This is a genomic window from Paraburkholderia sp. A3BS-1L (assembly GCF_051125215.1).
Classification (GTDB): domain Bacteria; phylum Pseudomonadota; class Gammaproteobacteria; order Burkholderiales; family Burkholderiaceae; genus Paraburkholderia.
Genome location: NZ_CP120442.1, coordinates 673,818 through 695,157 on the forward strand (window position 1 = coordinate 673,818; position 21,340 = coordinate 695,157).

A 21,340-nucleotide genomic window follows, 5' to 3' on the forward strand; every position below is an offset into this window, starting at 1 on the left:
CGTGGATGCGCAGACGCTGAAGCCGGAGCTGATCATCGTTTCCTGCGTGTTGAACGAGGATGCCGGCGACCTTGCAGATCGCCCCGGATTACTCGTGGTCAAGGGACGGCCCGGCCTTACCGTTCAACGCAATACGGCACTGAATCATGTGCCGGCCGGCTTCGACGTCGTGATTTTTCTGGACGATGATTTCCTCATGCATCGCACGTGGATTTCCGAAATCGTCGATGCGCTAAACAGCGATCCCACTATCGCCTGTGTTACGGGCACGCTACTCGCAGACGGCATCCACGGGCCGGGTCTGTCCATTGAACAGGGGCAGGCTATTCTCGCGCGCGCGAGCACGGCGAGGCAGGCGTTGACGGTGATTCCCACCCGGGGGCCCTATGGCTGCAACATGGCGTTCCGGGCAAGCAGCATTGCCGGCCTGCGTTTTGACGAGCGCCTTGTACTCTACGGCTGGCAGGAGGACCGTGATTTCGGAGGCCAGATCCGCAACCGGGGGGGACGCGTCGTGCGTATCACCAGCGCGGTCGGCGTGCACCTGGGAACCAAAGGTGGGCGGGTGTCGGGGCGCAAACTGGGCTATTCGCAGGTCGTCAATCCACTCTATCTGGTGAGCAGGAAGACGATGTCTGTGCGCGATGCGCTCGATCATGTCGTGCGCAATGTCGCCAGCAATGTGGTGCGGAGCCTCGCGCCGGAGCCCTGGATCGACCGTCGTGGTCGACTGAGCGGCAATCTGATCGGCTTTTGGGACTGTATGCGAGGAAGGCTGACACCTGAGCGAGCGGAGAAGCTATGAGCGCGGCGCCGTACAGGACGATAGCGTTCAACGGCAAATTCTTCGGGGCCGGGCCAACGGGTGTGCACAGGGTGGCCGAACAGTTGATCGCCGCGACCGATGCGCTGATAGCGAAGCAAACCGGCAGTGGCGTCGACTATGCGCTGGTGGTGAGAAATCGCATCGCCGTTCCACCTTACCGCAATATTCTGTGCGTCCGCGAAAACGCGCTGGCTCGCAGGATGCACCGCATAGCGTGGGAGCAATGCTATCTTCCGATGGCGCGCAGAAAGGACTTCATCCTCAATCTCTGCAACCTCGGGCCCCTGTTGCACCGTGACTCCGCGACGATGATTCACGACGCCCAGGTCTATTCCGCGCCGGATTCCTATTCGCCGGGTTTTCGGCTCTGGTACAAATTCCTTTTCTTTTTCATAGGCAGACGGCACAAGATTATATTTACCGTCTCGGAGTTCTCCAAAGGCGAGCTCGTGCGATACGGCATTGCCAGCGCGGAAAAGATCACGGTCATACATAACGGCTGCGACCACGTCCTGCTCGTCCAGCCCGACGCGCGGCCGCTGGCGGCTTTGAACCTTGAATCGAGGCGCTATGTTCTCGCGCTCGCCAACACCCAGAAGCACAAGAACATCGCCGTTCTGCTCAAGGCCTTTTCAGCGCCGGCGCTTCGGGACGTTGCACTCGTTCTGTTCGGGGGGGCGACAAAAGCCGACTTCGAAGCGCTCGGGCACGTCGTGCCTCCGAATGTGCGATTCGCGGGCCGCGTTTCCGACCCGGAACTGGCGGGCTTGATGAGCAATGCGGGGGCGCTTGCCTTCCCTTCGCTAACCGAAGGATTTGGCCTGCCGCCATTGGAGGCCATGGTGCTCGGCTGCCCGGTTCTTGCCGCTCCGCTCGGCGCACTTCCTGAGGTTTGTGGCGACGCCGCGCTCTATGCGGACCCGTTCGATCCGCATGCGTGGAGTCTGAAGATCCGCACGGTGCTCGACGATGAAGCGCTGCGTGAAGCGTTGATCGCCGAAGGTCGCCGGCATGCCGCCGCTTTTACCTGGGAAAGAGCCGCACGAGAGCTGCTGGAAGCGGTGAAAGCGGCCAATCAGTAATGCTTTCGGCACCAGGAGGTCGAGCGTTTCATCACGGTGCAACCTCATGTCAGGGCACGCCACGCTCGACCGGGTCGCCCCTGGGCCATCGGGGTGGGATGTTCGTCAACGCACATCTGGCTGATGGGCCGGGGAGTAGCCTAGAAGCACGGTCCATATCTGCGCCTGCTGGCGCTTCGACCTCTTTGTGTGCGCTGCCTGATGGACGCACCGCCGGGCACCTGGCGCCCGTTTAGACGGTACTCAAAATCCACATCGTGTCAGGAGATCGGTATGAGCACATACGATTCCGCCGTGAGACGGCAGCACCTGCGTCGTGGGCTACTGCGCATCGCGCGTGAGATCTCGGAGCTGCCTGGCATCAGGCTCTTGAGTGCGCCTCTGTACCGACGCTATTTTCGCGAGCCCTATCGCAGCGGAAACCTGTACTTTGGCGTCTACGACACTTATGAGGACGCGCTGGACGAGGCGCAGCGTATTTCTTCGGCGAAATTGCCCTCGACCTACGACGTCGAAGAAGTGACCACGAGATATCTGGATCAATTGCATTCGCTGCGGACATGCGACTACCCAGCGCTCTTCTGGATCAACCAGATCCTGAGTGCAGGGGGGCGCCGGATATTCGATATCGGCGGCCACCTGGGTCTCGCCTACTACGGATATCAGCATTACATTTCATTTCCGGCCGACCTGGTTTGGTGCGTGCATGACCTGCCTCACGTGGTAGCCGCCGGCAGGCGCCTTGCCTCGGAACGCGACAAACTGGGCGCGCTGAAATTCTGCGAAACGCCTCACGGAGCGGACGGCTTTGATGTGCTAATCAGCACCGGCGCGTTGCAGTACCTTGGATATAGCTTGCCGTCGCTGATTGGCGAGCTTTCGCATCCGCCGCGCCACGTTTTGTTCAATCTCATACCCTTGCACCCCCAAAAAGCATTCTTCACCTTGCAGAACCTAGGGGTTGCGGTGTGCCCGTACCGGGTGGAATCGATCGGGCGTCTGGTCGCCGACATGCAGGCCCTTGGCTATCGCGTGCGGGATCACTGGGACCTGAACGAGCGCCGCATGCGCATCCCCTTCAAGACCGAGTACGAAGTCGATAGTTACTACGGTTATTACTTCGAACGCGTGGCAGCGCAGACCTAGCCCTCGCCTTGCGAAGCGCTCCGAGCCGTGCGCTGGAACCGCGGCGGCTCGTCTGAATGCAGCGCGCGACAGGGCGATCATTCCCGAAGTTGGGCTTTGACCTATAGTCGGGCGAGCCAGGCAGTCGCTCAGCGCGATGCGCCACCGATCAGCTGGCCACGCGGCCACCAGCCAGAAAACTCCAGGGCGCACTTTCGATGGACGCGGCGATCGCGCGCCGTTCGATAAATGTCATGTTCGCTCGGACGAGGGCTCCGATGCCCTGATCGGAGCTGACAACCCGCAGACGGGCAGATGCGTGAAATCAGGGCTGCCCTAACGCAGGGTCCGTCCGATGCATGTCTCGGTAACACTGGAAGCATTGCTGCGCAAACGCGTGTCGCCGCAAGCCGCAGCCTCGGGTATCGCTTCGGAAGACATGGGCTGCTGACTGCATTCGCGGGTTGTGCGTTTGGGGGCGATCTCGTTGCACGCTACCTGAGCGCTTTTTCTTTTCCAGATGCGCTCGCGATTGCGCTGGAAGAAAGACGCGAGCACCGGGACGATTTGCGCGCAGGCGCCAGGCTCTGCCGAAATCGACCATGCGATGGCCGCGCAGGTGAGTCCCGCCCAGGCCGCCACGCCCGCGAGCGAAAGCGAATCCAGCACGAACGAACTCCCGTAGGCGGCCAGAATCAACAGTGCGGGCACCACGATTTGGCGAAGGTGTTGCCGGCCGAAATGCGCGGCCCAAAAGAGCAGGGCGCCATCGAGCGCGCATCGCCCGCTCCACGCAAGGGCCGCACCCAGTACGCCGAGGGCATGAAGCGCCCACCAGAGGCTGGCGATAAAAAGCACGATTTCGACTAGCTGAAACCGTGCCACGACGCCCGGTCGCCCCTCAGCCTGCAAATGACAAGACAGAACAGCCGCGAGGCAATTAATCCAGACGCCGAGCAGAATGGTCTCGCCAACCGAGGATGCACTGTTCGCGAAGTCGTGGCCCACCCACAACGAAAGAAACGGTCGCATCAGAAAGATGCCGAACACGATGGCCGGCGTCATCACGAGCGTGAGCCCGCGCAAGGCGAGCAGGGAAAGCTGGGCGGCATCGTGACCGCCGAGGGCGGACAGTCGCGGGAACAGCGTGCGGGTGATGACGGTTGGCACCAGACGCGCGCGTACAGCAAGGCTGAACGGCACCTGATAGTAGGTCACGGCTTGTGGACCCAGCACATGGCCGATCAGCAAGCGATCGGCCGTCTCGAGCACCGGCGTCGCGAAACCGGTAATGCTGATCCACGCGCCATAGGAAAAGAGCGGCCGCACATGCTTGCGGTCGGGTCCAGCGGCAAGCCGCAGCGGGAAAACATAGGCCATTGTGCAAAACGTGATGATGAGCGAGATCACGCTGGCAAAGAGGGTCGCGAACACGAGATAGTGCAGGTTCGGTCCGAACACGATCGCAACGCATAGCGGTAGCAGCTGGAACAGCATCATGACGACAAACTGCACGGCATTGGCGATGCCAAACTGTTCGCGCCCCGACATCGCCCCATTGCATGCGGCAATCACGTTCGTAAGCGGCACGAGAGCGCAGATCCAGGCCTGCGCGGGCCTGAGTTCCGCGCTCAGCAGGGGACCGATGTCGAATTGCGCGAGCATGACGTGCATGAGCGCAAATAACAGGAGCGCCCCGACGAGGCCGAAGCCCAGGTTGAGCAGCAACGCGGTCCAGAATACGGATTCCCGCTCGGCAGGTGTCGCGTCGGAAAGCTGTGCAATGCGGTTGGATGCGGCGAAGGACAGGCCGAGATCGAAGAATCCGAAATATCCCTGCAGCATCCATAGAATGGCGAGTACGCCGAAGCGCTCCGCGCCAATGTGATGCAGATAGACCGGTGTACTGACGAGCGAAACAAAAATGGGTAGCACGCTACCCAGAAAGTTGAAGATTACGTTTCGTTTGAGTGTGGGCTTGGCGGTCATGATATGTGGCAGTCTGGGCCATCCCGGAACAGCGCGCTGCCGCCCGGCAAACAGGTTAGATCAATTGTGCCTGGTGGATCGTGGCCTTGTTTGTGCGCTTGCGTACCCCAGCGGCGCTTTCAGCCGAGGCTCCCAGACTGCCACGAGTGGCGGTGCGCGGTGGTCGCGAGACAGCCTTTCCCGCCCGGAATTGTTGGGCAACCCACCGACCGGTAATAGTAAGCCTTCTTACGATTGGTCAAGGCTGAGCGCGGCATGTGTCAAGGCGAGCGCCAACGCCGATATTCGCATGCGACGCAAAAAAGGGGGGGCAACGCAGCACGTTGCCGGAGTCAATGAAGATATTCGTCATCAATCTCGACAGGTCCACCGACAGACTAAGCCACATGGCGGAGCAGCTCGACAGGCTGGGCTATGCCTGGGAACGGTTTCCCGCTTTGGGGCCCGCGCACATCGACGCCATGAGTCGAACACTGGCGCTGCCATTGCTGCGCGGCAAGTGCACCGCGCCCGAAAAGGGACTCGCGCTCAGTCACTACACCATCTGGAAAAAGGTGCTGGACGAAGGCATCGATCATGCGCTCGTGCTCGAGGATGATGTTCACTTCTGCCGGGACGCAAGAATGCTTGTCGAATCCATCCAGGAGAAAATATCCCGAGGATTTTGCTACGACATCATAAAGCTGGAGACATTCCTGGCGGGGATATTCGTTGACAGGCAAGGCATGAATTTGCCGGGTCACACGGGACTGCACCGGTTACGGAGCAATCACTCGGGCACGGCCGCCTATATCATTTCGAGAGATGGGTGCCGCAGGATGGTCGAGCGTTTTGCGCGAGCGGATCGCCCAGTGGATCTCGTCATGTTCGACGGCGATCTGGACGAAATGTCCGTGTTTCAATGGCACCCAGCGCCATGCATCCAGGACATGCTGCTAAAACATGGGAGCAAGGGGATGGCCTCTGATATCGGAGCGGCGCGATCCGAGGCGGATCATCGCTCCGGCTGGCTCGAGAGATTGAAATCGCCTTTGCGAGGCGCTTATTACTGGGTTGAAACGCTGCGTGTCTGGCATAGCGGGCGAATAAAAATTCGGTCCACGTATGTAGACGGAATTTGATTGACGGAGGCTCCCGAATTTGGCCTCTTTGATCCTCACGAACGGGGCAAGCGATCGCGAATTCGCCAACCGGTACTGACTTCGTGAAACTGTGCTGGGCGGCCGGTGTTGAACCGGCATGTTCACGGCCGATACATGGGAAAACCGTGTGCTATGTCTCGCTTTCGTAAAGTGGTGGTGGTTGCTGTCTGCGGCACGATGACCCTGGCCGGCCTCATCGCTGCGCGACTGGCCCTGCCCAGTCTGCTGCGCTCGCCTTCAGCCGCCATTGCTGCCGGGGCAGCAGAGGGTGCAGGGGCCGCGGGGGAAACTGGCAGGATACGATTTGCCGTGCTCGGGGATTCCGACAGCCAGTCCTACCATGACACGTTGTTGTTGGGCGATCCGGACGCGCGAGGGGGCCCCCGGCGTGCGACCACCTGGCAGTGGACCGAGGTGCTTGGGCGACTGCGCGGCGACCAGATTGACCTGGGCAAGTGGGGCGCGTGGGGAACCGGAAAGTATCGCGCCTATTTCGACGAAGCCTTCGGCTTGCTTGCCCGCACGCCCCCCAAAGACGACTACCGCTACAACTTTGCAGTCAGCGGCGCGACCTGCAACCAGTTGATGGGACATCCGCTGCGCGAGGCGATCCGGCTCGTGGACTTGATGAACACGGAGCCGCAGGCCTGGCGAGGCGGCATCGTTTTGATCCGCATCGGCATCAACGATATCGGTGCGCACGACGTACTCGATGAGTTGTCCCGTGACCGGAATGCAGCGCGTCCCCGTGCCCTCGTCGACGCTTGCATCAAGGAAATTGGCGCGGCAGTCGCTTTGATCCGCGCGCACCATCCCGACACCTATATTGTGCTCGTTGGCGTACTCAACAACGCGGACTGGTCCGCCGAGTTCGACAATTGGCAATCGGCCAGGCAAATGGCCAATATCGATGCTGGCATGGATCTATTCGATGATGGCTTGCGCAAGTTGGCCGCGGCCAATCCCCATGTCTACTTTCTTGATGATCGCGCCTGGTTCAGGAGCCTGTGGGGCACGCGCGACCCACAGGGCCGCCCGCATTACAAGACGGTGCGTCTGTCGCCAGGCTGGGCAATCACCAATACGTCCGGCGACGATCCGCACAACGCCGTCGTGTCGGACAGTCATGCCGGGGTCGTCTGGAATACCCTTTGGACGCAGCACCTCGTGGCTTCCCTGAATGCCGCATTGGGTTTGCATATCAAGCCGATCACCGATGCCGAGGTCATCGCGTTTCTGCAACCGAGCTTTGCTGAAAGCACGCAGTCAGCTTCGCCGGTGCGCGAGGAGGTGGGCGCAAGCCAGGGTGATCCGAAATGAATACAGGTGTTCGTCAGCGCACATCTGGCCGCCATGCGGGGGCGTAGCCTGAAAGCAGTGCTCTCCAACAAGCTGTGCTCCCCAACCTATGAAGGTGTGCCATGTCTGTATTCAGCGATGGTACCGTCTCGGCGAATTCGTCACATCAACTCCGCGCCGATGAGAACATTCTTCAGGTCTGCGAGAAAGAATTCAAAAGTAATTTCAATTTGCATCCGTTCAAATTCAATCATACGTTGCACGAAAGCGGCTTGTTCGAGATCCCTCGACTCGTCGAGCTCGCCAAGCGGATGATTGACAGAAAAGATGGTCATTTCTGTGCGCTTAAGCACGGCACCATCGACAAAAAATTCAGCGCTTTGTCGCGCAGCGAGCAACTGGCCGAGACGGTATCCCGTCTTGGCGAAAACGGCACATGGATCAAACTCACCCGGGCGCAGGATTACGACCCCGAGTATGCGCAGGTGCTTGATGTCGTGACATCCGAACTCGAGGACCTGTCTGGCTGGCCGCTACGCAAGGATATGACCTGGGTGTCGATGACGCTGCTGCTCACCTCGCCCAGGATCGCCACGCCTTTTCATATCGATCACGAAACCAACTTCCTTTTCCAGTTGCAGGGCTCGAAGGACGTCTGTCTTTTTCCTGCGACCGATCGCGAGTTGGTGCCGGAGCAGGAGATCGAGCGTTATTACAGCGGTAACTTCGAAGCGGCGCTGTATCGCCCGCAACTGCAGGATCGCGGCACGGTCTATCGGCTCTCCCCGGGGGAGGTGGTGCATCACCCCTCATTGGCGCCGCACTGGGTAAAAAACGGCGACAATATTTCGGTGAGCCTCAGCATCAACTACTGCATGAAGTCGCTCGAGCGACGTGCCCGGGTCTATCAGGCCAACTACCTTCTGCGCAAGATGGGCATCAAGCCGTTGCCGCCCGGACTTTCGCCGTTGCGTGACAGCTTGAAGAGGCGGGCCATTTCGGCGCTTGAGCACCGCAATCCAAAGTCCTTTTCCGATGTCGTCTACTCGCCAGTGAGCAGATTGATATCGCCGCTGAACGCGGTCCGGCGGCTGGTCAAGCGCTGAGCGCACACGCGGGCGTCGCATGCGTCGCCCGCACGGTCGCTTCTCATTTCGATCGCGCATTTCGATCGCGCTTCGGTTCACGAACGCTTCGCGCAAATCAGCTATCGCCCGGTCTGCTGGGACACGCCACGGCGTGCCCAGCAGTCCTCATCAAGCCGCTCGGCAACCCGCCGGCCTCTAGGCATTGGCGCGATTCAGGTCTGCCGTGGGAACATCCTGCTCGCCTGGAGCGTCGTCGACTGCAGGGTTGGCCCCGATTCCGCTCAGGCGCTCATGTAGTTGCTTTGCAATGACAGCGGCGCCGGCCGGGCGGAAGATCTGGTCGTGCATGCCCGGGACCGGGGTCACGGCCAGAGTGCCCGTTACCACCGATCGCCATCCCAGATCCCAGGCGAACAGCCTCCCCTTGAGCGCCTGATCGCTGCGGAAGATTTGCACGTCGCCGTCATAGGGCGCTGGACGATATCGCGCCTGCTGAGCCAGCAGATACTCGATGTACCAGCGATTCTCGGCAACGAGATGCTCCGAAGCGTCGCCCTTGATCAGGCCAAGCTTCAGCGCAACGTCTGCAATGTGGAGCCAGCGCACGATCCGGTACTGGTTGAGGAAGGCTGCCATGGAGGTCTCGCCGCGCATGGCCTTGCGAAAGTCGCGCGGGATGTTGTCTGCGCGCACCTGCATTTTGCGCAGCTGCCGGTCGTACCAGGGCATCGTTTCGCGATAACCCGGGCACCAGGAATCGTTGAGGATGATGAGTTCCACCGTTTCGCCCTCGCGCCGCAGCTGATGGGCCGCCTCCAGCGACATCGCGCCCAGCACGCAGTGCCCCATGAGGATATAGGGGCCTCTTGGCCGGGCGAGCCTGATGAGCCGCACGGCATCCGCTGCGATATCCTGGAAGGCCCGCTGCGGGAACTCGCGCGGGGCGCCTTCGGGCACCATCGGGATGTCGATGAGCGGCCGCTCACAGGCGAATTGCTGAGCCAGCCCGAAGAGCACGGCCGTGTTGTTGAGCGCGATGATGGGCGTTCCCGGCGCTTCCTCGTTGAACTGAACGATATTGCGCGCTTTCGCCTCCAGCTCGGCCTGACTCATGAATCCACTGGCGCCCACGCCTGCGACGGCCCCCGGCGTTCCTTTGCCGGGCACATTGACGTGAACCGGCGCCAATGGCCGTTGCGCCACGATCTCGACGGTTTCCAGTACCTCGCGCCACTTTGCGATATGGCGGTCGATCGTCTCCACATCGTAGAGATCCGTGTCGCCTTCACAGGAGATGCGCCAGCCATCCGGGCGCCGCACCATGAAGAAATTGAGGTCGTAGAGCGCGCCCGCATTGAATGAGGGCGAGGTCGTGGCGGCGAAATCGTGCCGGCGTACTTCATCGTCCATGCCGACAAAACTCTTTTGCAGAGCGAAATTGACGGAGCAAAGTGGCGGACGATCCTTTTCGGAAACTTCGCCAGCCAGCTCCATCATCTCCTCGAACGGCAAATGGAGATGTTCGATGGCTTCACTGAGCTTGGCGCCACACTGCGCGGTGACGGAGGCGAGCGTGCTGCCTTCGGGAACGTCGAGGCGAAGGATCACCGTATTGATGAGCGGGCCAACGACGCCCTCCAGCTCCTGCTGATCCCGCAGCGACATCTGGGTGCCCATGGAAACGCGGGTCTGGCCCGCCGCCGCTTGAAGCGCCATTGCAAGGCCCGCCGCCGCCACGCTGAAGAGCGTCACCCCCTGGGCCTTGGCTGCTGCTATCAGGCGCTCGCTCAGTGCGCCGGGCAGCAGCGTGGAGCGAATCACGCCCTGGAAGCGTCGCTCCTGAGGTCGGGGACGATCTCCGGGCACGTCGAAGCGGCTGAAATCCCGAAGCTCCTCGCGCCAATGGGCGCGCGCGCGATCGAGCGCGCCGCTCGCCAGGAACTCTTCCTTCCATAGCGCATAGTCGCCATGGTGAAGCTCGACATCGGGCAGTTCGGGGGCGTGACCGCCATGCAATGCGGCAAGCCCTTCCACGAGTTCGCGCACGAGTATCCCAAGCGACCAGCCGTCCATGACGAGCGAGTGGAAGGTCAGCTGCAACTCTCCCTGCGTGACCGACCTGGGCAGCCATACAGCCCGAAAGAAGGAGCGCGACGTCAATTCGAACGGTGTGCGGGCCTGCTCGCGACCGACTCGCTCGGCTTGTGCAAGGGCGGCATTTTCCTCGATGCCCGCGAGATCGACCACTTCGAGCTGGAAGGGCACGTCGCTCCAGACTTGCTGGCGCAGCCCTGCGCCCGTCATCAGGAAGCCGGTACGCAAGATCTCGTGCCGCGCGACCAGCTCGCCGAGCACCTGTTCGAGATTCGCGGCTTTCAGCGGCCCAGACAGCTGCAGCCGGAAGGCGATGTTCAGCGCCGAGGCGTTCGGCGATGCCCTCTGCTCATGCCAGAACCGTACCTGGCAGGCGGTTGCCGGGAAGAGGGCGTAGCCGGTCTCGAGCTCTTGAGTATCGGCGATGTTCAAGGCTATCCCGTTCATCGCTCACCCCTCGGCATGCCTGCGCTTGAAGTTGAGAATCGAAGGCCGCATGACGGCCGGAGCCTGCGTCGGCTCTTGCGCCTGCGTGCCATCGAGGCTCGCGGCCAGTTCGGCGATCGTCACGTTCTTCATGAGTTGGCGCGCATCCACGCCCAGCCCGCGTTCGTTCATTCGCGCGACGATGCGAAAGAGCTGGAGGCTGTCCGCGCCGAGGCTGAAGAACTTCTGGTCGATGTCGATGTACTGCAGGCCGAGGACGTCGCGCCAGACCGCGGCGATGGCGGCCTGAGTCGGCGTCAAGGCAGCGGGTTCGGCTGCTGCATTGGCCGCGGAGTCGGTCACCGGGTCGGTCACTGATTCGGCTGCTGTTTCGGCCACCGAGTCCGGCACTGAGTCCGCCGCTGAGTCGGCCACTGAATCGGCCACTGAATCGGCCGACACAGGCCCGGAGGGTGTAGTGTCGATTGCCGCCGCTTCGCTCGGCATGGGGGAGTGCGGGACCACCTTGAGCGCGGCGTGCGGCTGGCGCACGGGCGTGGCCACCATGTCCGGCGTTGGCACGGGCAGGGCTTTGCGGTCGAGCTTGCCATTGCTGGTCTGAGGCAGCGCGTCGAGCGTCATCCACAAGGTGGGCACCATATAGGCAGGCAACTGCGCGCCAACATGCGCCGCTACCGCCGCGTGGTCGGCCTTCCCGGAGCTCGCATCGACAAGGTAGCCCACGAGGCGGGCATTGCCGCTGACCGTATGCAGCGCGACGGCCGCTGCGGCAACCCCCGGCGCCTGGCGCAAGGCCGCCTCGATCTCCTCGATCTCGATCCGGAATCCCCGCAGCTTGATCTGCTGATCGCGACGGCCGAGGTGCTGCAGTGAGCCGTCGGCGAGCCGCTTGGCGAGATCGCCGGTGCGGTAGAGCCGGCGCGGCGCGGTGCCTTCGATCGCGACCGACTTGAAGGCGGCGTCGGTGAGATCGGGGCGGTTGAAGTACCCCTTCGCCAGGCCCGCACCGCCAATCCACAGTTCGCCGCTCACGCCTTGCGGCGCCAGATGCAGGTCGTCGGTCAGCACATGCAGTTCCGTATTGGCGAGCGGAGCGCCGATCACCACAGGTCCGTTCGCGTTCACGCGAGAAGCCGAAGACCAGATTGTCGTCTCGGTCGGGCCGTAGAGGTTCCACACCTGAGCGCCGGTTGCGAGCAGCGCGTCGGCGAGATCGCGTGGCAACGGCTCACCGCCGCAAAGGATCTTGAAGCCCTTCGGTGCCTTGAAGCCCGCCTCCAGCAGCATGCGCCAAAGTGTTGGCGTCGCCTGCAAGACGGTGGCGGCTTCTTCCTTCAGCCGCGTCACCAGCTCGTAGCCGGTGCGCACCTCTGCATGGCCGGCGATGAAGGTTTGCCCACCCACGATGAGCGGCAGGAATAGTTCGAGCCCCGAGATATCGAAGGAGAACGTGGTGACCGCGACGATGCTGTCCCTCGCCGTGAAGCCGGGGGCTTGCGCCATCGACAACAGGAAGTTGCTCAGCGCGCGATGGCCAATCTCTACGCCCTTGGGTTGCCCGGTCGAGCCCGAAGTGAAGATCACGTAGGCCGAATGCGCATCGGACACGACGGGCAAAGGCACGGCTTCGTCATCGCTTTGCTCGAGGAGGGCCTCGAGATTCAGCACGCGATGTGCGCCCGCTTCGAGCACCAGGCGACTGATTTGATCGCTGAGGATGGCGGCTGGCTCAGCGCCATCGAGGATCTGGCGCACGCGTGCGGGCGGCATCGTCATGTCGAGGGGCACATAGGCACAACCGGCTCGCCACACGCCAATCATGGCGGCCACGGTCAACGCCGTCCGGTCCATCGCGATGGCGACGCGTGAGTGCGGCGCGATGCTCGCCGCCACGAGCCGGCGCGCGATCTGGTTCGCGAGTGCGTCGAGATCGCCATAGGACAGGCTTGCCGTTTCGTCAGATACGGCGGTCGTATCGGGCGTCAGGCGGGCCTGCGTGGCGATCATTGCCGGGGCCGTCTGCGACAGATCGAAGGCGCACAGGGAAGCGTTCAGCTCGTCGCGAAGATGGTGGATCTCTTCGTCGCGCAAGAGCGGCAATGCGGCGACCGGCGTTTCGGGATCGCGCGCGATCGCGCCAAGCAAGGTCTCGTAGTGGCCAAGCCAGCGCTGGATCGTCGACTCGTCATAGATGTCGGTGTTGAAATCGCAGTCCAGACGCAGGCCGTGCGCCGATTCGATCACGTTCAGGAACAGATCGAAGTTGCTGTAGGCCTTCGCGTTCGGCGTAAAGCGCGTCGTCACGCCGGCCATGTCGAGCTCGCCGTCGACCTTCTCCAGGTTGAACTGCAGATCGGTGAGCGGAAGGCGGTTGAAATCGCGCTTGATGCCGAGGTCGCGCACCAGCGCGCCATAGGTGTAGTTCTGCCGGTCACCCGCGTCGTAGAGATGGTCGCGCACGGCCTTCATGTGCGTGGCGAAAGGCTTGTCGCGCTCGAACCTCACACGCAAGGGCAGGAAGTTCACGCAGTGCCCGACCAGCAGCGCTTCGCCGGCTTGAGACTGGCCCGCCATGGGTGCAGCGATGACGACATCGTCATTGCCGGACAGCCTGCCAAACAGCACCTGGGCCGCGCCGAACAGGGCGGCGAAGAGCGAGCAGCCTTGCTTCGAGGCAGCGGTCTTGACCTGCTTGAGCAGATCGGCACTGAGATGGCGTGTGGTCGATGCGCCGTTAAAGCTCTTGAGCGCCGGGCGCGGACGGTCGCCGGGCAGTTCGGGCTGCGGTGCCGGGTCGCGATGGAGATTCAACCAGAATTCGCGCGTTTGTTCATCGACGCCGGCCTCGTCCTGTGCCTTGGCGAAAGCGAGGAAGCTCTGCACTTCGTCGAGTTGCGGCTGCGTGCCCCACACTTCGGCTGCGTAGAGGGCAGCCAGGTCGCGCAGGATGATATTGATCGACCATCCGTCACAGACAATGTGATGGGCCGTGAACACGAAGGCCCACTTCTGGGCTTCAAGGCGCACGAGCGCGGCGCGCGCAAGCGGCGCGCGGGTGAGATCGAAGACTTCGCGCGCTTCCGCATCGACAATCTCCGCGAGTTCGCCTGCCCCATCGGCGTGGCCCAGGAGATCGATGAGCACGAGCGGAACGGTTGTGGCCGCATCCGCGTACATCGTGGTCCCGATGCGCGAGAAGTGCGCGCGCAACGCATCGTGGCGTGCAACGGTCGCATTGAAGGCGCGCTCGAAAGCGGCCTCGTTCAGCTTGCCCGTGAGTTCGAGCGTGAATGACTCGTTGAAGACGAGCGATGCTTCGTGACCCTGCTGAGCCGACATCCAGATTTCTTTCTGGGGCTCGGTGAGCGGCGATTGCACGAGCGGCTCGCGTTCGACCGGCTGCGTGCCAGCGAGGGCTTGCGTCGTTCCGCCGAGAATGCCCACGGCCTGGAGCGCCGCGAGGGTTTCGATGAAGGCGTCACCAATCCTGCGGATGTCCTCATCCGAATGGCTCGTGGTCAAAAAGCACGGGAAGCCTTCCATGATGTGGATGCCGAGGTAGCGCATATAGGCAAAGAACAGACTGCCCAGGCGGTCCTCGCCCGCAAAGTTGATATAGAACCAGCTCGAGAAGCATTCCGCCCGCGTGGCGATGCCGACTTTCTCCAGATGGGCATTGATACGCTGCACGAGGCCGTCCATGCGCGCGCCAAGCGTTGCCTGCAGCGCCGGGCCCGCCTCCTTCAGATGCAGCAGCACGGCTTTCATCGCCGCCAGGACGAGGGGATGACGCACGAACGTGCCGGCGAAGAAGGTGGGCGGGACTTCGGGCACCGACGCATCGCCGAATTGCCACTGGCCGCCGTCAAGCGCGTCCATGAATTGCGCGCTGCCGGCGAGCACCCCGACGGGCAGGCCGCCGCCGACCACCTTGCCATAGGTCGCCATGTCGCCCTTGATGCCCCAGTAGCCTTGCATGCCGGCCGGATGAACGCGAAAGCCGGTCACGACCTCGTCGAAGATCAGGGCGGAGTCGTTGGCCGCCGTGAGCTCGCGCAGTTGCTGCACGAAGTCCCTCGGCCGCAGGTTGGGGTGGCGCGATTGCACGGGCTCGATCAGGACCGCGGCGATGTCGTCGATGTTGGCTTTGATCCACTCGAGGCTTTCGGGCCTCGCGTAGGGCAGCACGAGCATATTGCCCACGGAGCTCTGCGGGATGCCCGGCGCGACCGGGAACGCACGCGGCTGGCCCGCTTCGCTGCCTGGCTTGACGAGGACTTCATCGAACTGGCCGTGATAGTCGCCGTCGAAGCAGACGACCTTGTCCTTGCCGGTCACCGTGCGTGCGAGGCGCATTGCTGCCATCACGGCCTCGGAACCGGTATTGCAGAACGTGACGCGCTGATGCCCGGTCATCTCGGCGAACATCTGGGCGACTTCGCCCGCAAGCGGGGACTGCGGGCCGATGGCGAAGCCCTCGGCCATCTGGGCGTTGACGGCTTCCACCACGAAATCCGGCGTATGGCCAAACGCGGTTTGACCATAGCCGTTGACCAGATCGATATATTCATTGCCGTCGACGTCCCAGATCTTCGAGCCCTTCGAGCGCTGGGCGACGATGGGATAGACGAGCTCCTTCCATTCCTCGCGAAAGCCACTGGCAGTGCGCGGGTCAGCAAGCACAGCGCGATAAGACTGGGTGCGCGCCTTGGAGGTGAGCGTCTTCGCCGAGTAGCGCGCCGCCAGATCCTCGACGAACGCCGTCTGGGCAGCGGTCATCTGCGCCGAGCTGGTTGCGCCGGGCTTGTACGCGTTAAAGCGCGATGGCCGGCTCTCGTCGAACTTGATCTCGGGGCAGGTGGCGCGCGAGGCGGCGTCGGGCACCGGCGCCGCAGGTGCGGCTGCGAGCTGGATTGGCGCCGCAGACGGGGCGGGTGCCGCCGCCGAGGGTTGCTGGAGCGCGAGTGGCGTCCCTTGAAGCATCTCGAGCTGACGCGCCATCAGGGACTGCATCGCAGCGAGCTGGTCACGGATGACCGCGTGGAGGTCGCCCGCCGCTGGCACGCCGGCCAATTGCGCGGCGACGATGGAAGCTGCCGGTGCCGCAGCGGCAGGCGGCGCGCTCGCGGCGGCCGTTGCGGCAGCGGCGGGTGCAGCGGAGGATGCAGCGGCGGGCGCAGCGGCCGCGACGGGCGCGATCGGCTGCTCGGGATCGGGCGGCAAAGCGCCATCGAGGAACGCCGCCAGGGCAGGCAGCGTGGGATAGTCGCTCATGATTTGCCGGAAGCTGATCGTGACATCGTAGCGGCGGCGAAGCTGGCGGGAGACTTGCCCCATGAAGAGCGAGTCGTAACCGAGATCCCAGAAGGTCACATCCGGATTGGACGTATCCGGCGCCTCGCCGGACATCTCGGCAAGAAGCGATGCCAGTTCGGCGACGAGACGCGGTTTGCGGTCGATTGGGGCGGTTTGGGCCATGGCGGTCTGGGCGATGTCGGTGATGGCGGCGGACGAGGCCGGCGCGGCTATTGGCGCGGCGTCCGCAGTCGGTTGAAGGGCAATGGCAGCTTCGGTGGTCGCTGCACTCGCCGCTGCGCAAGCAGGTGCAGGCGCAACGGCCGACCGAACTGCCGATCCGGCTGCCGACCCAGCTCCGGGCGCTTCAATCCAATGCCGTTCGGGTTCGAAGGGGTAAGTCGGCAGCACGATGCGGCGCGCACCTTCGGTCTGGACGGTTTTCCAGATCGGCGTGACGCCGTTGATCCACAGCCGCCCGGTCGCATCGGCGAGGACGGCAAGTTCCCGGTCGCGCATGGCGAAATCAGGCAGGGAGGCAACCGCGGCCAGATAGCGCTCCTTCGACAACCCTTGCATGGCGAAGGTCGTCAGCGTCCGGCCCGGGCCGATTTCGAGCAGAAGCGGCTTGCCTTCTGCCGTCACGGTGGTGAGCGCATCGCCAAAGCGCACGACGTCCCGGCAATGGCTGGCCCAGTAACGTCCCGACACGGGCTGATCCATGGCCGCCCACTGCCCGGTCACCGAGGATACATACGGGGTCTTTGGCGGTGCGAAAGACAGGCTGTCGGCGACCGTCGCAAGCGCTTCGACGACGCCGGACATCATGCGCGAGTGGAAGGCATGCGAGGTGTGCAGGCGTCGATGCTCGATGTCGCTCGCTTTGAGCGTGGCCTCGAAGGCCTCGATGGCCGCGAAGGAACCGGCCACGACGCTGAGCGTCGGCGCATTGATGGCGGCCAGATCGACATCGGCGGGCAGAAGCGGCCGCAATTCGGCTTCCGAAAGGCGCACGACGAGCATCGCGCCCGGTTCGGCCGACTGCATGAGCGCCCCACGCCTGGCAATCAGGTACAGCGCGTCGTCGAAGGCGATCGCCTCGGCCACGCAGGCCGCGACCAGCTCGCCGATGCTATGGCCAATCATGGCCGCCGGCTTGATGCCGCGCGAGATCCACAGTTGCGCCAGCGCGTATTCGACGAGGAACAGCGCCGGCTGCGCGTAGATTGTCGAACGGATGGGGTGCGTGGCGTCGTCCCCCTGGGCGGCATCGCTGAACATCAGTGTGCGGATGTCCAGCCCCAGGTGCGGCATCAGCGCCTGGGCGCCCTTGTCGATCCACTGGCGATAGACCGGCTCGGTGCGATAGAGCGCTTCTCCCATGCCGGGATACTGGGCGCCCTGGCCGGGAAACATAAAGACCACCGCGGGCGGGGTCTGAGGCGCCTGGGCTTCGATGGCACCCTTCTGGAGCTTCGCCTGGGCCTGATCGAGGCTGTCGGCGATGACCACGGCGCGGTGGGTAAAGGCACGGCGACCCGTTTGGAGCGTCGCGGCCACGTCGGCGAGCGAGAGCGCGGGATGGGCTGCCAGATGGTCGGCGAGCCTTGCCTTCGCGCGATCGAGCGCAGGTGCGCTGCGCGCGGAAAGCGGCAAGATCTGGAGCCCTTCTTCCGCCTCGCACGCGCTGGCACGGCATGGCGCTTCTTCAAGCACTACGTGGACGTTCGTGCCGCCGACGCCGAAGGAACTCACGCCGGCGCGGCGCGGTGTGGGCCCTTGCGGCCATGGACGTGCCGCCGTGTTGAAGAAGAAGGGACTGTTGGCTGCATCGATGGCCGGATTGGGCGAGCGAAAATGCGTGAGCGGCGGCAGGGTATGGTGGCGCAGGGCGAGTGCCGCCGATATGAAACCCGTTACGCCAGCCGCCGCGTCGAGGTGTCCGACATTGGCTTTGGCCGAGCCGAGCGCGCAGAACTGGCCGCCCTCGACGCCGCCGAGGCGGAATGCCTGGACGAGGCCGGCGAACTCAATCGGGTCGCCTAATGGTGTCGCCGTGCCATGGGTTTCGATATAGCCAACGGACGCCGGATCGATACCCGCCTCTGCGTGGGCAATGGCAATCGCGCGGGCCTGCGCATCGACACTGGGTGCCGTGAAGCCGACCTTGTCGGAACCGTCGTTGTTGATGCCGACGCCACGGATCACGGCATAGATTGGATCCTCGTCGGCGATGGCGTCGTCAAGGCGCTTGAGCAAGACGACGCCGGCGCCGCTGCCGAACACCGTGCCTCTGGCATCGGCATCGAACGGGCGGCAAACGCCATCGGGCGCGCCCATTCCGCCTTCCTCGTAGAAGTAGCCTCGCTTTTGCGGGAAGGTGATCGACACGCCGCCGGCCAGCGCCATTTCGCAGCGGCCCGCGCGAAGGTTCTCGACGGCGAGGCCAATCGCTGTCATCGAGGTCGAGCATGCCGTCTGTACCGAGATAGCGGGGCCGGTCAGGCCCAGCTTGTAGGCGGTGCGCGTGGCGACAAAATCGCCTGCGCCGACGAGCTTTTGATACTCGCCGATCTGAAACTGGCTCGTGAATTCGTCGATGACCGCGCGGTCGGACAGGACGTGCTTGAGGAAGTAGGTGTTCATCGAGGTGCCGGCGAACACCCCGACGGCGCCAGCAATCGTCGCTGGATCGTATCCGGCGTCTTCAAACGCCTCCCAGGCAATCTCGAGAAAGAGCCGTTGTTGCGGGTCGGTGAGCGCCGCTTCGCGCGCGAGCATTCCAAAGAAGCCGGCGTCGAAGCGATCGACGTCCGGAAGAATCGGCCGCGCTTTCACATAACTTTCTTCGCGCCTCGCGCCCTCGTCGAAACTGTCTTCCAGCTCCGCCACGTCGAAATGTGTGACGCAGTCGCGCCCCGCGAGGATATTGCCCCAAAGCTCCGAGACGTTGCGCGCCCGGGGAAAGCGTCCCGCCATGCCGATCACGGCGATCGCCCCGCCATGCGTGTCACCGCGGGGCTGGACTGCGAGCCCGTTGGCGTTGTCGAGCGTGGCGCGCATATGGGCGGCCAGCGCGTCAACATTCGGATGACGAAACAGGTCTACCAGTGCGATCGTTGACGCTACGTCGCGCATGATGATGGCGTGCGAGCGCATCAGGTCGAGCGAGCGCAGCCCAAGGTCGAAGAAGTTCGCGCGGCGATCGACGGGTTTGCCGAGAAGACTCTCGAAAACCGCCGCGAGCTTGTCGGCGATATCGTCATTGACCGGCTGCGGCGCGGCTGGTGATTCGGCTTGCGTATCAAGTCCAGCAAGCAGGGCTTTGCGATCGATCTTGCCGTTCGGCGTCAAGGGAAAGGCCGCGAGGACGCGCAGTTCCGCCGGCACCATGTAGTCGGGCAATGCCGTCTTGAGATGGGCGCGCAAACCGCTCAGGAAGACGGCACCCTCGGCGACATCGGCGACATCGGCGACATCGGCCTTCACGAAGCCGGCGATGGACTTGCCCGTGCGGCCTTCGAATGCCGCCACGGCGGCGTCGGCCACGCCGGGCGCCACGCGCAGCGCGTGTTCGATTTCGTCTAGCTCGATGCGTTTGCCGGCGATCTTGATCTGCCGGTCGTTGCGTCCCAGGAAAGCAATGGCACCGTCCGGGCGCCGCCGGACCAGGTCGCCGGTACGGTAGAGTTTGGCACCGGGGTTGAAAACGTCGTCGACGAATTTTTCCGCAGTCAGTTCCGGACGATTGAGGTAGCCAAGCGCAACGCCGTCACCGCCCGTGACGAGCTCACCGACTTCTCCCTCCTTAACAGGCTCAAGCTTGTCGTCCACGATGTAGACGCGCGTGCCCGCGATGGCCTCGCCGATGGGTATGGCCTCGCCATGGGCCAGGGCCTCGCCGTCGCGCGGAATGCGGTAGCAGCACGTGAAGGTCGTGTTTTCGGTCGGACCGTAGCCGTTGATGACCTGCAGCCCCGCGTGCGCCTGCATGACCTTGCGCACATGGACGGGCGAGAGCACGTCTCCGCCGGTGAGCACCTCCTTGAGCGGCTGGAAGGCTTCCAGCTGATAGTCGGCGAGCGCATTGAAAAGGCCGGCTGTGAACCAGGCGCTCGTGACGCCGAGCCGCGCCATTTCGGCGGCGATCGTGTCGAGCGAGGGCTGAACCTCGTTGATGATGGCGGCGCATCCGCCGTTGAGAAGCGGACCCCAGATTTCCAGTGTGCTTGCATCGAAGGCGAGCGGCGCGAGGTTGAGAAAGCGGGTGCGCGACGAGAGCTCAGTGAAAGACTGATCGTGCACCAGGCGCAAAATCGCGCGGTGCGGCACGATCACACCCTTTGGCTTGCCGGTCGAGCCGGAGGTATACATGATGTAGGCAGGATCGTCTCCACCGCAGGCTCGCAGCGCGGCGGGTTCGGCCGCCTCCGATGACGCTACGATATCCGCGAGATCGATTAGCACTCCGTCGAGCGCGCCAACGTCTGCGAGAGCCGCACCTTCGGCGACGATAAGCTTGGGCGAGCAATCTGAAACGATGAAATCGAGCTGCGCCCTGGGATAGGCCGGATCGAGCGGCACATAGACGGCTCCAAGACGCAGGATCGCGAGCATCAAAGCCAGCGTGTCCCGACTGCGCGGAACCATGATGGCGCAGCGCTCACCTCGTTCGAGTCCATGGCGGCTCAGGATGGTGGCAAGGCGGGCCGAACGCCCGGCGAGTGTGGCATAGCTTTCTTCGCCTGTTGCGTCGATCACGGCGAGATGATCGGCATGCTCAGCACATATGGCATCGAAGCGTGCTGCCAGGCCAGGTCCGTGATCGGTTTCGCCCGGCAGGGCGCCTGACAATCCATCTCTATGTGACATTTGCCGCTCTCCAATGATGGTGATGAGGGGCCTTGCAATGAGTCACGTCTCGCGATGCGAGCGCTATTCGCGCACCGATCG

The 21,340-nt window shown here is 63.3% G+C and carries 9 protein-coding genes; 6 read left to right on the plus strand and 3 right to left on the minus strand.

What is annotated here, in order from left to right:
• The first annotated feature begins 1 nt into the window (after position 1).
• The 3 genes from P5W99_RS03035 (at position 2) to P5W99_RS03045 (ending at position 3,054) form a co-directional block, all read left to right on the plus strand.
• On the plus strand, positions 2–805 hold the full coding sequence (locus P5W99_RS03035) for a glycosyltransferase family 2 protein (protein WP_434661723.1): 804 nt from the start codon (positions 2–4) through the stop codon (positions 803–805).
• The gene (locus P5W99_RS03040; RefSeq protein ID WP_421042436.1) at positions 802–1,908 is read left to right on the plus strand and encodes a glycosyltransferase family 4 protein; all 1,107 of its coding nucleotides are present in this window, start codon (positions 802–804) and stop codon (positions 1,906–1,908) included. Before P5W99_RS03035 ends, P5W99_RS03040 begins: the two co-directional genes overlap by 4 nt.
• Before the next feature lie 273 nt (positions 1,909–2,181).
• Positions 2,182–3,054, plus strand: coding sequence for a methyltransferase, TIGR04325 family (locus tag P5W99_RS03045; protein WP_421042435.1), 873 nt, complete (start codon positions 2,182–2,184; stop codon positions 3,052–3,054).
• Between the two features lie 315 nt (positions 3,055–3,369).
• Here P5W99_RS03045 and P5W99_RS03050 read toward each other — a convergent pair whose 3' ends face one another.
• A complete protein-coding gene (locus tag P5W99_RS03050; protein WP_421042434.1) occupies positions 3,370–5,022 on the minus strand; it encodes a flippase in 1,653 nt (550 codons plus the stop codon).
• A 335-nt stretch (positions 5,023–5,357) separates the two neighbouring features.
• On the opposite strand from P5W99_RS03050, the gene P5W99_RS03055 reads away from it, so the two are divergent.
• The 3 genes from P5W99_RS03055 (at position 5,358) to P5W99_RS03065 (ending at position 8,569) form a co-directional block, all read left to right on the plus strand.
• Positions 5,358–6,143, plus strand: a complete 786-nt coding sequence (locus P5W99_RS03055) for a glycosyltransferase family 25 protein (RefSeq protein ID WP_421042433.1) — start codon at positions 5,358–5,360, stop codon at positions 6,141–6,143.
• Positions 6,144–6,296: 153 nt separating this feature from the next.
• Entirely contained in the window at positions 6,297–7,484 is a 1,188-nt protein-coding gene (locus tag P5W99_RS03060; RefSeq protein ID WP_421042432.1) for a GDSL-type esterase/lipase family protein, read from the plus strand.
• A gap of 101 nt (positions 7,485–7,585) precedes the next feature.
• A complete protein-coding gene (locus tag P5W99_RS03065; protein WP_421042431.1) occupies positions 7,586–8,569 on the plus strand; it encodes a cupin-like domain-containing protein in 984 nt (327 codons plus the stop codon).
• Between the two features lie 177 nt (positions 8,570–8,746).
• Here P5W99_RS03065 and P5W99_RS03070 read toward each other — a convergent pair whose 3' ends face one another.
• A complete protein-coding gene (locus P5W99_RS03070) occupies positions 8,747–11,077 on the minus strand; it encodes a condensation domain-containing protein (RefSeq protein ID WP_421042430.1) in 2,331 nt (776 codons plus the stop codon).
• Positions 11,078–11,095: 18 nt separating this feature from the next.
• Positions 11,096–21,259, minus strand: coding sequence for an amino acid adenylation domain-containing protein (locus P5W99_RS03075; RefSeq protein WP_434661725.1), 10,164 nt, complete (start codon positions 21,257–21,259; stop codon positions 11,096–11,098).
• Between the last annotated feature and the right edge of the window lie 81 nt (positions 21,260–21,340).

Bases quoted from the DNA above. Each gene is read 5' to 3' on its own strand.
- P5W99_RS03060 (WP_421042432.1), top strand. From the start codon at position 6,297: ATGTCTCGCTTTCGTAAAGTGGTGGTGGTTGCTGTCTGCGGCACGATG.
- P5W99_RS03065 (WP_421042431.1), top strand. From the start codon at position 7,586: ATGTCTGTATTCAGCGATGGTACCGTCTCGGCGAATTCGTCACATCAA.
- P5W99_RS03045 (WP_421042435.1), top strand. From the start codon at position 2,182: ATGAGCACATACGATTCCGCCGTGAGACGGCAGCACCTGCGTCGTGGG.
- P5W99_RS03075 (WP_434661725.1), bottom strand. From the start codon at position 21,259: ATGTCACATAGAGATGGATTGTCAGGCGCCCTGCCGGGCGAAACCGAT.
- P5W99_RS03055 (WP_421042433.1), top strand. From the start codon at position 5,358: ATGAAGATATTCGTCATCAATCTCGACAGGTCCACCGACAGACTAAGC.
- P5W99_RS03050 (WP_421042434.1), bottom strand. From the start codon at position 5,022: ATGACCGCCAAGCCCACACTCAAACGAAACGTAATCTTCAACTTTCTG.
- P5W99_RS03040 (WP_421042436.1), top strand. From the start codon at position 802: ATGAGCGCGGCGCCGTACAGGACGATAGCGTTCAACGGCAAATTCTTC.